The organism is Pseudomonas sp. C27(2019), assembly GCF_008807395.1.
Classification (GTDB): Bacteria; Pseudomonadota; Gammaproteobacteria; order Pseudomonadales; family Pseudomonadaceae; genus Denitrificimonas.
Window position 1 is genome coordinate 330,170 of sequence record NZ_CP043320.1, and the last position, 13,701, is coordinate 343,870.

The 13,701-nt window shown below is 48.7% G+C and carries 10 protein-coding genes and 1 riboswitch; of the genes, 6 read left to right on the forward strand and 4 right to left on the reverse strand.

The window, feature by feature from the left end:
- Window positions 1–15 precede the first annotated feature (15 nt).
- The gene (locus FXF61_RS01590; protein ID WP_151183623.1) at window positions 16–2,322 is read right to left on the reverse strand and encodes a DUF1631 domain-containing protein; all 2,307 of its coding nucleotides are present in this window, start codon (window positions 2,320–2,322) and stop codon (window positions 16–18) included.
- A 248-nt stretch (window positions 2,323–2,570) separates the two neighbouring features.
- On the opposite strand from FXF61_RS01590, the gene nadC reads away from it, so the two are divergent.
- A complete protein-coding gene (gene nadC / locus FXF61_RS01595; RefSeq protein ID WP_151183624.1) occupies window positions 2,571–3,419 on the forward strand; it encodes a carboxylating nicotinate-nucleotide diphosphorylase in 849 nt (282 codons plus the stop codon).
- A 73-nt stretch (window positions 3,420–3,492) separates the two neighbouring features.
- Here the strand turns inward: nadC and FXF61_RS01600 are convergent, their stop codons facing one another.
- Window positions 3,493–4,923 (reverse strand): TolC family outer membrane protein, encoded by a 1,431-nt coding sequence (locus FXF61_RS01600; RefSeq protein ID WP_151185971.1) that lies wholly within the window; start codon window positions 4,921–4,923, stop codon window positions 3,493–3,495.
- A 155-nt stretch (window positions 4,924–5,078) separates the two neighbouring features.
- Window positions 5,079–5,182, forward strand: a riboswitch (TPP riboswitch).
- Between the two features lie 68 nt (window positions 5,183–5,250).
- Here FXF61_RS01600 and thiC point away from each other — a divergent pair.
- Together thiC and FXF61_RS01610 are read left to right on the forward strand one after the other, a co-directional pair.
- A complete protein-coding gene (thiC, locus tag FXF61_RS01605) occupies window positions 5,251–7,134 on the forward strand; it encodes a phosphomethylpyrimidine synthase ThiC (protein WP_151183625.1) in 1,884 nt (627 codons plus the stop codon).
- A gap of 56 nt (window positions 7,135–7,190) precedes the next feature.
- Entirely contained in the window at window positions 7,191–7,814 is a 624-nt protein-coding gene (locus FXF61_RS01610) for an NUDIX domain-containing protein (protein ID WP_151183626.1), read from the forward strand.
- Window positions 7,815–7,862: 48 nt separating this feature from the next.
- Here the strand turns inward: FXF61_RS01610 and FXF61_RS01615 are convergent, their stop codons facing one another.
- Complete coding sequence (locus FXF61_RS01615) at window positions 7,863–9,425, reverse strand: bifunctional aminoglycoside phosphotransferase/ATP-binding protein (protein ID WP_151183627.1); 1,563 nt, start codon at window positions 9,423–9,425, stop codon at window positions 7,863–7,865.
- A 111-nt stretch (window positions 9,426–9,536) separates the two neighbouring features.
- Between FXF61_RS01615 and mrcB the strand changes: the two genes are divergently transcribed.
- Genes mrcB through FXF61_RS01630 form a run of 3 tightly spaced genes read left to right on the forward strand, consistent with a single transcriptional unit; the run spans window position 9,537 to window position 12,904 of the window.
- Window positions 9,537–11,879 (forward strand): penicillin-binding protein 1B, encoded by a 2,343-nt coding sequence (mrcB, locus tag FXF61_RS01620; protein ID WP_151183628.1) that lies wholly within the window; start codon window positions 9,537–9,539, stop codon window positions 11,877–11,879.
- A gap of 18 nt (window positions 11,880–11,897) precedes the next feature.
- Window positions 11,898–12,563 carry a M48 family metallopeptidase gene (locus FXF61_RS01625; RefSeq protein ID WP_151183629.1) on the forward strand — a complete coding sequence of 222 codons (666 nt, stop codon included), beginning with the start codon at window positions 11,898–11,900 and terminating at the stop codon, window positions 12,561–12,563.
- Window positions 12,563–12,904, forward strand: a complete 342-nt coding sequence (locus FXF61_RS01630; protein ID WP_151183630.1) for a YqcC family protein — start codon at window positions 12,563–12,565, stop codon at window positions 12,902–12,904. Before FXF61_RS01625 ends, FXF61_RS01630 begins: the two co-directional genes overlap by 1 nt.
- A gap of 26 nt (window positions 12,905–12,930) precedes the next feature.
- On the opposite strand, the gene FXF61_RS01635 is transcribed toward FXF61_RS01630, so the two are convergent.
- Complete coding sequence (locus FXF61_RS01635; protein WP_151183631.1) at window positions 12,931–13,383, reverse strand: DUF4124 domain-containing protein; 453 nt, start codon at window positions 13,381–13,383, stop codon at window positions 12,931–12,933.
- Between the last annotated feature and the right edge of the window lie 318 nt (window positions 13,384–13,701).

A 13,701-nucleotide genomic window follows, 5' to 3' on the forward strand; every position in this document is an offset into this window, starting at 1 on the left:
TGATTCTCGCCGGTCTCAGTTGTTTTTAAGGCGACGTAAATTGCCAATCACAGACTCAAGCGCACGATCAAATAATAAATCATTGTCGAGCAAGGTGGCTGCATTGTTTTTAAATTCAAGCGCCAATGACATGCGGTTTTTTTCGAGGACTTTAACGCCGCTGCGATTGACAAAAATATAGCGCCCTGCAGGTTTTATAATGGCGGCTAATTTGCAGCGTAGTTTACGTTGATCGTCTTGGGCAAACTCAATCCAGCTGCCATTGTGCAAGCTGTCCACTTGCAGTAATGCAGGATCATCATCACCCAGTATTATTGCGCTCGCTGAACTATCAGGGCTTTCTGTTTGTTGTAAGCTGATTTCTTGTTGAACCTCAACCATCACTGCAGGCTTTTGTTGTGCTTGTTGAGCTGCAGCGTGTAATTCTTTTGGCAGTTCGTTAAGGGTGATATCGGCAGGGGCTGCGGCATTGCTTTGAGCAGTGTTTTCAGATGCGTTTTCATGAGCCGCTAGTGCGCGCGTCGTTTTGCGCTTATAACGCTGGAAGGCTTGCACATGTAAGGTTTCTAGGCGGCTAAAGAAGTCATTAGCAACAAAGGGATCAATGGCTGCATCGGAAAACCCCGTGCGCAATTGACGTAACAATGAGGGCACCACTTGCAATAGTTTTAAGCGGGCCTCAGCATCATCATGCGGTTCAATGCTCCAAATTAAATCATCCATAGTGGCTAAATTGTCGCGCCACTCGCTGGAGCTCTCGCCACTTTTTAGGTAAGACAGCAATAAAACCTTGCTCCATGCATCCTGTAGCAACTGCACAACCACCTGTGGCAGTGTTTTGCCCAGCAGGCGAGCGTTGAGTTCTTGCTCAACCTGCAAGCGTGCTATTTCAGCGCGCGCGCGGCCTTCCTCAGCATCACGGGTGCGCTGCTCAAGCAGCTCACTGCGGCGTCGTTCGTTACCAGTAAAGGCAATAAAATCAGACAGTAATTCATTGAAAATATTAGGGTCATCAGTGAATTCAGTCAGTGTGCGTTGCACAGTGTTTTCAATTTTTTGATAAAGGCTATCGCGGCGCTCGCTGTCTTGGTCGTTCCAACCTAAGGCTGCCGAGGCGATTTCATTGAGAAGTCTGCGCGCAGGATGGCTACCTCGATTGAAAAAAGTTTTGTCCAATACTGCAGCTTTAAGTAATGGTATCTGTAAGCGTGCAATTAGAGCTTTGAGAGAGTCTGGAAGGTTGCGGTCATCTAAAATAAATTCAAACAGCATAGCAACTAAGTTGATAACGTCATCATCAACTTGACCAACAACGCGTGCTTCTTTACTGCTGCTGCTAGCGCGGGTCAGTAAATGATCAAGCTGTTTACGCAGATCCTGATCCTGTGCTGACTGAGGTGGCAAGTGCTGCTGCATATGCGAAAGCAAGCGCATTAAATCATTGCTAGAAATAGGTACAGCATCAGCGGGAATCTGTCGATCTGGAAATACATTGCCGCGCAGCTGTGACAGCATCGCCTGTAATTCACTAAAAGCTATGTGCAATTCATTAGCGTCAATTGCAGCGTCTTGACTGCTTACTGGGCTGTGCGCGCGACTTACTGAAGCGTCTTGTTTTTTATGGCCGGGCTGGGTGATTTTTAAAGATGGCAAAATACCTGCATCAATTAAAAGTGTATTGATGTCTTGGTAAAGGCTGTCGAGTTGACTGATAACGTGCTTTTCGAACAGCTTGAGGATAATGAGTCTGATGTTGATCGAAAAGTTGATGCTGTTGCAGCTTTTTATAAAGCTCGCCGACAGTAAGCTTGGGTTCAGAGGGTTGCTGTCTTCGGTCATTTTACGACTTAATACATGGTTAAAACGTGCAGTCAGTTGCTGCAGCGCGAGTTCATCGCGACGTTTTACTTTGGCAACCATGCTATCAATCGCCACTGACTCTTCAAGTTCATCATTTTGCACCAAGGATAGCGACTCAAATGATGGTGTGTCTAACGTTGGTGGCTGACCTATGTGATATTGATTGAGGTCTGCAAATGACTCGAACAGTTGCTGTAAAAAACTGCGCTCAATGTTTTTACGTTTGAGGCGTAAGTCGCGCATGGCTTCGAATAGACTATTTTGCTCGGTATTGCTGGTGGCGCGATCTGCCATTTCAAACAAAGTATCATCTGCGTTAGCAAACAGTTCTTGAATATAGCTTCTGAGTAAGTTGGCGGCTTTATCGCGCACGCAGACCAGTACGGCGGGCAGTTTTCCTGAGGGCGCAGAAGAATGCTTGCTTTGACTAGCAAAGGGTACAATGTTGGCATCATTCTTCACTTTGTGCTGCCTCCCGTAAAAACAACTCTAGGCAAAAAGAAGGCTTCTGGAGCACTGAGAGTTAGGTATATACAAATACTAAGACTGATTGTAAGCACTTATCGGTTAGAACCAAGCGGTATCTGTCTGGCGTTTGATGTGAGTCACAGATGAATAAATTTTATTGGTTCTGTGCAGAAACGAGTGGGACATACTGCTAAGGCGTTGTCCAGTCACTATAATAAACGTAATTAATTGAGGAGCATAGCATGAGCAACATTTTACTTGAGCAGTTGACAGCAGAAATTCAAGCTGGTGTGCGACTTGCCTTGGCAGAGGATGTCGGGTCGGGTGATATTACTGCACAATTGATTCCTGCTGAGCAATCTGCCAGCGCACGAGTGATCACCCGTGAGACGGCAGTGATCAGCGGTGTTGCTTGGGTCAATGAAGTGTTTCGTCAAGTGGATAGCAGTGTCCATATACGCTGGCACGTTGCTGATGGTCAGCGTGTGCAGGCCAATGATGTGTTGTTTGAGTTGGAAGGTAAAGCCCGAGCTTTGCTGACTGGCGAGCGTGCAGCGCTAAACTTTTTACAGACGTTATCGGCGGTAGCAACACGTTGTCAGTACTTTGCAGATATGGTTGCTGGCACCTCCGTGAAGCTTTTAGATACACGAAAAACCTTGCCTGGTTTGCGTGTGGCGCAAAAATACGCAGTGACCTGTGGCGGTTGCCATAATCACCGTATGGGTTTGTATGATGCGTTCTTAATCAAAGAAAACCATATCACTGCCTGTGGCGGTGTGGCTGCAACTGTGCAAGCTGCGCATCGTATCGCGCCAGGCAAACCCGTTGAAGTTGAGGTCGAAAACCTTGATGAGTTGCGTCAAGCACTGGCTGCCGGTGCGGATATTATTATGCTGGATGAGCTAAGCCTTGAGGATATGCGCACTGCTGTCGAAATCAATGCTTCACAAGCTAAGTTGGAAGCATCCGGCAACGTCAATGAGCAGACGATCCGTGCAATTGCAGAAACCGGTGTTGATTATATTTCGTTGGGTACCCTGACTAAGGATATTAAAGCAGTGGATTTGTCCATGCGCTTAAGTTTGTGAGCACAAGCTCGGCTAAAACGAGTGACTCATGTCAATGACTGACTGCCTGTGTAGGCAGTCAGCTCAGTTAAGCTTAGCGGCGGCGCAGATTTTCTTCGATTGCTTGGTCTAAATCGGGAGGCAAAAAGTCGCTGTCTGGATCGTAATCAGGATTTAAATAAGCTGATAACGCTTGCAAATTGTCAGGGCTGAGCGTGCCTGCTGTTTGCTGTAGGCGCAGATTATTCAAAATGTAGTCATAGCGCGCATTGTTGTAGTTACGCACAGCGGCATACAGCACGCGCTGCGCATCCAGCACATCGACAATATTACGCGTACCTACCTCGTAACCAATTTGTGTGGCTTCGACCGCGCTTTGGCTGGAAATGATCGCTTGCTTAAGCGCTTGCACTTGTTCTACGTCGGTATTGACCGCACGGTAGAAATTGCGCGCGTCCTGCACTGTTTTGCGGCGTAGGCTTTCACGCATTTGCTCCGCTTGGTCTAAGCGATGCACGCCTTCACGAACCTGCGAGCTGGTCATGCCACCTGTGTACAGTGGAATATTGAGTTGTAGGCCAATACTGCTTTGCTCAGCATTGCCGTCAAACCTAGGGCTTTGGCCGCTATTAATAAAGCCCATGCCGTCATTATCGCCCTTTTGATACTGGGCAATGGCATCAACTGTCGGCGCATGTCCAGATTTGCGTTGTTTGACGCTGTCTTGTGCTGCTTGCACAGCAAAGTTGATTGCTTGTAAACCAAGGTTTTGTTCGGTGGCAGTATTGACCCAAGCTGTGGCGTCGTTGGGTGTGGGTGCCAGAATTGGCAGGCTATGCTTCACACCTTCGAGCGCGGCTAAATCAACATTGGTCAGGGTGGTTACTGCTTGAAAGGCGTCACTGACCATGCGCTCAGCTACTAAGCGGTTGGCGCGTGCTGCGTCATAGGCGGCCTGGGCTTGGAGGACATCAGTTTTATCAGATAAGCCCACATCAAAGCGTTCACTGGCGAGATCAAATTGGCGCTTAAATGCTGACTCTTCCGCTCGGCTCGCGGCTAGATTATCTTGTGCACGCAGCACAGAGAAATACACATCAGAGCTTTGTAAAATTAGATTTTGTTCAATCGCAGAGAGCTCTAAAAAAGACTGCTCATTGCTGGCCTGCGCTGCTTGTAACTGATACCAGCGATCCAAACGAAACAACGGTTGGCTAAGACTGGCCTGATAGACCAAAGCGCTGCGTGACGTCGTCATCGAGCCCTGAGTGGTATCTGCTTTGCTGCGGCTGTTGGTGTTGCTAGCGCCGGCGCCAATTTGTGGCAGTAAACCCGAACGCGCTTGCGGCACACGCTCACTTTGCGCTTGGTAATCAGCATGCGCTGCGGCTAAATCTGCGTTGTTATCAACTGCGAGCTGATAGACATCGAGCAGGTTTACTTTGTTTTGAGTAACAGGTGCTGCATAAGCCACCGAGCCCAAAACTGTAGCTATAGCAAAAGTAAGCGACAGTACACGCATTATCAATATCCTAAGTTTTGCAAAGAGAAATCTATCTAAGGCTACGGCTGATCAGCAAAACGGTCAAGCGCGCTCTAACATTGTTTAAGGCGTGGTACAGCTTAGCATTTGGTCGTATGTGCTTGCGATCTGCTTATTGAGCTGAGTAAACTGCAGGCTGTTTCTTGTCGGGGTGCTCTGAATAGAGCTGAGATCGGTTAAACCGGATCCCGTTGAACCTGATCGAGTTAATACTCGCGTAGGGAACAAGATGAATTTACCATACGGTAAATCTGCCTTTGTCCATTGGTTCCCCGACACTTTTAATCTGTGATTTGGAGAGCCAATAAAATGAATAAAACGCTATCGCAACATCTCAGTGATACCGCCCAAGTTGACCTGCAGTCGATCCAGCCTTTTCCTAACTCCCGCAAAATTTACGTGCAAGGCTCGCGCCCAGACATTCTCGTGCCTATGCGAGAAATCAGCCTAACGCCAACCGAAACGGATGCAGGCATTGAAGAGAATGCACCTGTATTTGTTTATGACACTTCTGGGCCTTATAGCGACCCGAGTGTAAAAATCGATGTGCGCAAAGGATTAGCAGATGTGCGCAGCAGCTGGATTAAAGAGCGCGATGATACTGAGGTGCTTAGCGGTTTAAGCTCAAGTTATGGCCAAGAGCGCTTAAATGATCCTGAGCTGAAGACCATGCGCTTTGCCTCAATTGGTAATCCGCGCCGTGCTAAAGCTGGGAAAAACGTCACGCAAATGCATTATGCCCGTCAAGGTATCATTACTCCGGAAATGGAGTTTGTGGCGATTCGCGAAAATATGAAATTAGATAAGGCTCGTGCAGATGGTTTGTTGGATAGTCAGCATCCAGGGCACAGTTTTGGTGCCAGTATTCCTAAAGAAATCACCCCCGAGTTTGTACGCTCAGAAATTGCCCGCGGTCGTGCAATTATTCCTGCCAATATCAACCACACTGAACTGGAGCCGATGATTCTCGGCCGTAACTTCTTAGTAAAGATTAACGGCAATATTGGTAACAGTGCGCTGGGGTCGTCGATTGAAGAAGAAGTGGCCAAACTGACTTGGGGTATTCGTTGGGGCTCAGATACCATCATGGATCTGTCCACGGGTAAGAATATCCATGAAACCCGTGAATGGATTGTGCGTAACTCACCGGTCCCAGTCGGCACAGTACCTATTTACCAAGCGCTAGAAAAAGTGAATGGGGTTGCTGAAGACCTGACTTGGGAGTTGTTTCGCGATACCTTAATTGAGCAAGCCGAGCAAGGCATTGATTATTTTACGATTCATGCCGGTGTTTTGCTGCGCTATGTACCACTGACCGCTAAGCGAGTAACTGGGATTGTATCGCGTGGTGGCTCGATTATGGCCAAGTGGTGTTTAGCGCACCATAAAGAAAATTTCCTTTACACGCACTTTGAAGATATCTGCCAGATCATGAAAGCCTATGATGTCAGCTTCTCCTTGGGTGATGGTTTGCGCCCAGGCTCGATTGCTGATGCCAATGATGCTGCGCAGTTTGCCGAGCTAGAGACTTTAGGTGAGTTAACCAAAATTGCTTGGAAGCATGACGTGCAGTGCTTTATCGAAGGCCCGGGTCATGTGCCGATGCATATGATTAAAGAAAATATGGACAAGCAGCTTGAGTGCTGTGATGAGGCGCCGTTCTATACACTGGGCCCATTAACCACAGATATCGCACCCGGTTACGACCATATTACTTCGGGTATCGGTGCGGCAATGATTGCTTGGTACGGTTGCGCAATGCTCTGCTATGTCACACCAAAAGAGCATTTAGGCTTACCGAACAAAGATGATGTGAAAACGGGGATTATCACCTACAAGATTGCTGCGCATGCTGCTGACTTAGCAAAAGGTCACCCTGGCGCGCAATTACGTGATGATGCGTTAAGTAAAGCGCGTTTTGAGTTTCGCTGGGAAGATCAGTTTAACTTAGGCCTTGATCCTGATACTGCACGCTCGTTTCACGATGAGACCTTGCCAAAGGATTCGGCTAAGGTAGCGCATTTTTGTTCGATGTGTGGACCGAAGTTCTGCTCAATGAAAATCACCCAAGAGGTGCGCCAATACGCCAAAGACAATGGTTTAACCGATGAGCAGCGTGCCATTGAAGCCGGTTTTAAAGAGCAATCAGAGCGTTTTCGCGAGGAAGGTTCGATTATTTACAAGCAGGTTTAAATACTCAGTGATATAAAAAGCGGCCATAATGGCTGCTTTTTTTGTGAGAGATAGATATGACTGAAACAGTAATGACGGCTGCCGACGATGTTGTTATTGAGCAGCGCGAGCGCTGTTTTCAAGGGTTTTATCGTTTGGATCGTGTGCATTTAAAACATCGCTTATTTGCCGGAGGAATGGGGCCGGTTATCAGTCGTGAGTTGTTTGTTCGGCCTGATGCCGTATGCGTGCTGCCGTATGATCCGCACAGTGATACTGTGGTGCTGGTAGAGCAGTTTCGCATCGGTGCCTTGGATAAAAGCCCTGAGCCTTGGTTGCTAGAAATTGTTGCAGGGTTGATCGATAGCGGTGAGCAGCCGCAAGAGGTTGCGCGACGTGAAGCCCGCGAGGAGGCTGATTTAGAGCTGCATGAATTGCTGTCAGTGATGACTTATTACCCGTCGCCGGGCGGCTCCGATGAGCGCGTGTATCTGTATGTGGGGCGCTGTTCAACAGAGGGTATCGGCGGTGTATTTGGCTTGACCGAGGAGGGAGAAGATATCCGTGTGCATGTTTGGTCATTAGATGCCGCCTTGCAAGCGGTGGCTGATGGCCGTATTGATAATGCCGCGAGCATTATTGCCTTGCAGTGGTTAGCGTTAAATAAGCTGAAAGTAAGAGCTGATTGGCTGGCGCTTTAAGCCAGCCTTGTCTACGTCTGCAAAGGCGCAGCCAAGGCTGGGTTGTGCTTATAAACCCGGCAAGCGTTTACGGATGTGGCTAATGAGTGTATCTAAAGTTGCTGCATCATGGGTGTCGACACGGTAGCTTTGTGCAACTTCCTCGGCACTTAGAGGTTCGAGATTTTTCCGCTGTGCCAAAATAACGTCTGCAGTGGCGTCTGAGGGGTCTAGTCCCTCTGCCTGACGCTGCTTGAGCCATGTTGCAACCACTTCATCAGGGGCTTGGCAGTCGAGAATCAAAAAGGGTGTGCCTGTGCTTTCGGCAATCTGCCATGCATCATGGCGCTGCTCACTTTTCAAGTAAGTTGCATCAATGACGACAGGGAAACCCGCTTGCAATGCATCCGCGGCCAGTGCATGTAGGCGCTGATAGGTCGCCGCACTGGCGTTCGGATTGTAAATGCCGCCACCTAGTATATTTTGCTCTGCGCTATCTTGCTCACCAAACAAGCGTTTGCGCTCAAAGTCAGAGCGGAAGCGCAGTGCGCCTAAGGCCTCAACCAAGCGCATCGCTACTGAGCTTTTACCAACTGCAGAAATGCCGTGGGTAATTGCCAATAAACGAGATGGGATAGCGCTGTAGCTTTCCGCTAAGTTAGCGTAGCTGCGGTACTGGCGCACAATCACCGCGCGCTGTACAGGGTCAGATTCCTGCTCAAGGCGGAATAAATTGACTTTACCGCGTACCATGGCGCGGTAGGCTTTGTAAAAATTAATCAGCGGCATCGCTTGATAGTCGCCTGTCAGCTCCAGCCAGCCATTAACAAAACGGCGTGACAAAGGTTTCAAGCCGCGATCCTCTAAGTCCATGGCAAGGAATGCTGCATCGGATGCGACGTCAATTAAGCGGAAAGGCTCGTTAAACTCAATGCAGTCAAATAGCACTACTTCACCGTCGAGCAAGGTGGCATTACCGAGGTGGATATCGCCATGACACTCGCGAATTGAACCATTGTGGCGACGCACCTCTAATAGTGGGAGTAAGCGGGTAAAACTGTCCTCGGTCCAAGCTTGCAGTGCATCCAGTTGTTGTAAGTCAGCTGGCTCGCTGAGCAGTGGGCGGATTTGCTCAAAGTTTTGTCGAATAGGTGCCATAATTGCGTGAGGGTCACCCAATGAATGTTCTGCCGGCACGCGAGGCGCTTCATCGTGGAAACGTGCGATTTGTTTAGCTAAAGCGTCAATATGGGTTTCAGAGAGTTCGCCACGTTTTTGCATATCGCCCAGTAGCTGGGTTTGCGGAAACTGACGCATTTTCACTGCATACTCAATGGCAGGGCCATCGCCTTGTAGCTGTGGCGCTTCGACAGAGCCGGTAATAGCGACAACCTCAAGGTAGAGGCCGTCGGTTAAACGCTGATTTAGGCGTACTTCTTCAGAGCAGAAGTGCTGGCGAGCTTTAATGTCAGTGAAATCTAAAAAGCCAAAATCTACAGCTTTTTTGATTTTATACGCATAAGGGCCCGTTAGGATGACCCAAGAGATATGCGTTTCGATAACCTGAAAATTTTCCACTGGGTGTGGGTATATATCAGGGTTTTGTAGGGCGGCAATCAGGGCTTGAGTCACGGGTGATCCTTGGAAGTAATAAAATAATGGCTGCATTATGGCAACTGTGGGCGACTGTGCAAACTATAAGCATGCATTTTGAACTGAAACAAACTGGATATAATTAACAGCATGACTCAAAAACGAACGTCTCGGCCATCTAAAAAGGCTGCAAGCCGGCGCAAAACAAAAGCCTCAGGTCGTTGGCTGGGCTTATTTGTAAAGCTATCCATCGTCGCAATTGTAGTACTTGCCGGCGTACTTATATATCTTGATGCAGTGGTTCAGGAGAAGTTTTCCGGTAAGCGCTGGACTGTGCCAGCTAAAGTCTATGCTCGGCCTTTAGAGTTGTTTGCTGGACAAAAGCTTAACAAGCAAGATTTTTTAACTGAGTTGAGTGCTTTGGGTTATCGTAACGAGTCTTCGGCCAGTAGTTCTGGGGCTGTGGCGGTTAACGGCAATACCGTTGATTTGCATACCCGTGGTTTTCAATTTTATGAAGGTGCTGAGCCTGCGCAAGCACTGCGCGTGCGTTTCTCTGGAAACAGCGTTGCTAGTTTGACGCAGAGTAATGGTCGCGCGCTGGCGGTTGCTCGCTTAGAGCCCTTATTAGTTGGTGGTTTGTATCCAGCACATCAAGAAGATCGAATTTTAATTCGTCTCGATCAAGCGCCTGAATTATTGTCGCAAGCGCTGATTGCAGTCGAGGATCGAGACTTTTATACGCACCATGGTGTCTCTCCCAAGTCGATTGCACGTGCTCTGTGGGTTAATACCTCATCAGGCGCTTTGCGCCAAGGCGGTAGTACGCTGACTCAGCAGCTGGTGAAAAACTTCTTCCTCACTAATGAGCGCACTTTGACTCGAAAAGTCACAGAGGCATTGATGTCGCTGCTGCTTGAGTTGCATTACAGTAAGCAAGATATTTTAGAAGCCTATCTCAACGAAGTGTTTCTTGGTCAGGATGGCCAGCGTGCGGTGCATGGTTTTGGTTTGGCCAGTCAGTACTTCTTCAGTCAGCCCTTGTCTGAGCTGAAGCTGCATCAGGTGGCATTGTTAGTGGGGATGGTGAAAGGACCGTCCTATTACAACCCGCGTCGCCAGCCTGAACGTGCGCTTGAGCGCCGCAACTTGGTCATTGACTTGCTCGCTGAGCAGGGAACGGTTGATAAGGAACAAGCAGCGCAAGCTAAGCAACGCCCGTTGGGTATTACCAAGCGCGGTAGCCTTGCCAATAGTACCTATCCAGGATTTATGGATTTGGTCAAACGTCAATTGCGTGAAGACTACCGTGACGAAGATTTAACTGAGGAAGGTTTGAGTATCTTTACCAGTTTTGACCCAATCTTGCAGCGCAAAGCAGAAGAAACGCTGGCGCAAACCTATAAGCAATTAGCAGGTCGCAAGGGGATTGATGAGGTTGAGGCGGCAATGGTCGTGAGCAACCCAGAAACGGGAGAGGTGTTAGCCTTGCTCGGTAGTCGCTTGCCACGTTACGCGGGCTTTAACCGCGCCTTAGATGCTGTACGACCAATTGGATCATTGGTTAAGCCTGCGGTCTACCTTGCAGCTTTAGAGCAACCTAGTCAGTATACTTTGACGCATTACATTCAAGACGCATCATTTTCAGTGAAAAGCCGCAGCGGTAAAGTGTGGACACCACAAAACAACGATCGCAAAGAGCATGGTACGGTTTTTTTATATCAAGGATTGGCGCAATCGTATAATCTCTCAACAGCCAAACTGGGCTTGGAAATGGGCGTGCCACAGGTTTTAAAAACTGTACGCAAACTAGGTGTTAAGCGTGACTGGCCGGCTTACCCGTCTATGTTGCTGGGGGCGGGCAGTTTGACACCAATAGAAGTTGCTGACATGTATCAAACCATCGCCAATGGTGGTTTTAATACCCCTCTACGTGCTATTCGTAGCGTGCTAAATGCGCAAGGAGAGCCCTTGGGGCGCTATCCGTACACAATTGAGCAGCGCTTTGATGCGGGTGCAATCTACTTGACTCAAGAAGCGATGCGACGGGTGATGACTGAAGGGACAGGTCGTTCTGTTTATAACCGCGTACCCTCTTCTGTGGTGCTGGCAGGTAAAACAGGCACCAGTAATGATTTGCGCGATAGCTGGTTTGCAGGGTTTGGTCAGGATTTGCTTGCAGTGGTTTGGATGGGGCGTGATGATAATGGTAAAACACCACTAACGGGTGCCAGTGGCGCATTACAAGTTTGGGCGAATTTTATGCAAAAAGCAGCGCCAAGTTCATTACAGATGCCTCTCCCGAGTAATGTGGTTATGGCGTGGGTGGATGCGTATTCTGGCCTAGGCAGTGCCGAAGGCTGCCCTGGCGCGGTGCAAATGCCTTATATACGAGGCAGTGAACCATTGCCTGGTGAGTCTTGTGATAAGCCGATCTCTTTACCTGCGCCTGTAGAGTCGGTCAAAAGCTGGATTCGAGGTTGGTTAAATTAATATTAACGAGGAAACAATGTGAGCAAGCACGCAGTCATTTTAATTGCACTAGCAGCACTTTTAGCTGGCTGTTCTGGTGCGCAGCATCGATCTATTCCGGTTGTTGAAAGTGGTGGGCCGCTAACGCCTGGCGCTATGCGTGATAGTAGAGTGCGGCAGGCTGGCACGCAGCAGCAGATGCAGCAAGGTCAAACTGCTCATGAGCAAGCTGATGCGCAAGGCGTGCAGGTTTATGCTGTGCCAAGTGCGCCGATTGGCGGTATCGAAACGCACAGTCCTGGCTCAACAGCTGAGACGCCTGCTGCTCCTGTGGCATCGATGCCGATTGGTAATCAGACACGTTTAGCTGCAGATGAGCAGCTGTCGGGGCCTGTGCTTGCGCTGCTAACAACTGCAAAGCAGCAGCAAACGAGTGGTGATTTTAATGGTGCAGCATCAAGTCTTGAGCGTGCACAGCGAATCGCACCACGCGAGCCGCAAGTGCTTTACCGCTTGGCAGAAGTACGCTTAGCGCAGGGTAATCCAAGTCAAGCTGAACAGCTCGCTCAACGCGGCTTGAGTTACAGCAATGGTCGACCTGCTCTACAGGCGGGGCTTTGGGAATTAATTGCCCGCGCTCGAGCGCAGCAAGGTGACACTGCTGGTGCAGAAGAAGCACAGCGTCGTGCTCGGGTTAACTTGTAATGGCTGCACAGATTCGTTTGAAACTGCGTGAGTTGTTGTCCAGCTTAGAAAATGAGTTGCAACAACTGGGCTGGTGGCAGCAGCAAGAGCCGAGTATTGAGGCGCTACAAAGCCAGCAGCCGTTCTGTGTTGATACCTTGGAATTTGCGCAATGGCTGCAGTGGGTTTTTGTGCCGCGCATGCTGAGCATTTTAGATTCTGGGCATGCGTTGCCGAGCCAGTGTGCAATTTTTGAGATGGCAGAAGTTGTATACCGTGAACAGCGCACTACAGTTGCAACCCTGCTTGACTGTTTAAAGTGCATAGATGCAACCATTATGACATCGAATCGACTTGGTTAACCTGCTGAAAGTACTGAGCGGTGCAATTATTGAATATTTGTGCAGCGCTCAAGTATGACTTGCTTCATTTCGGCTATACGGGCTTGGCGTTCTTCTTCACTGAGGCGTGTCGGCTTGCCGTCAATTTCAGCTAAAACCCTGGGGTTGTTTTCCAGCTGTGCAAGATTATGCCGGACGTTCTCGCAATACTTTTTAAGGGCAGCTGTCTCTTCAGCGATCTGTTTGCGAACCTCACGGTCTATTTGAGCTTGTGTTTTAGAACTTTGCTGTTCAGCTTCTTTAGCCAACTGCGCTGCTGATTTTTCTGGCAGTGGTGGCTGGAAAGAATTCGTGCTCACGCTTTCTGCAGGACGATCACTTGGCGGCTCTGATCCGAAATGAGTAACGCCTTGCGCATCGACCCATTTGTAAATAGGTGCAGCAATTGCTAAAGAGCTGAACACTAATAGAAGGCTGGCGGTGGTTATTAAGCGTCGCATGCTATTTCCTTATTATGAGAGAGTAAGGGCTGGGTACGATTATATAAATAATGAGCTTGAATATACTCTAAAAGTTTGGCTTGCAAGCTTGTGGTTGCATACAAGGCTTATAAATATCTATCATAGACGCTTGTCAGTCTTGGAAATGAGATAAATGTCTCGTATTGCTTGACTTGCGACTGCTGATTACGAACAATCCGTAGATTGCTGTAATGTTTACCCCAAAAAGGTGCTTATAGCGTTAATTAATGAGGTGCGTACCCGTACCGTCCGCTATACCCGTATCGCGTTACCTCGCGCAGGGTGAGGAATCTTTAG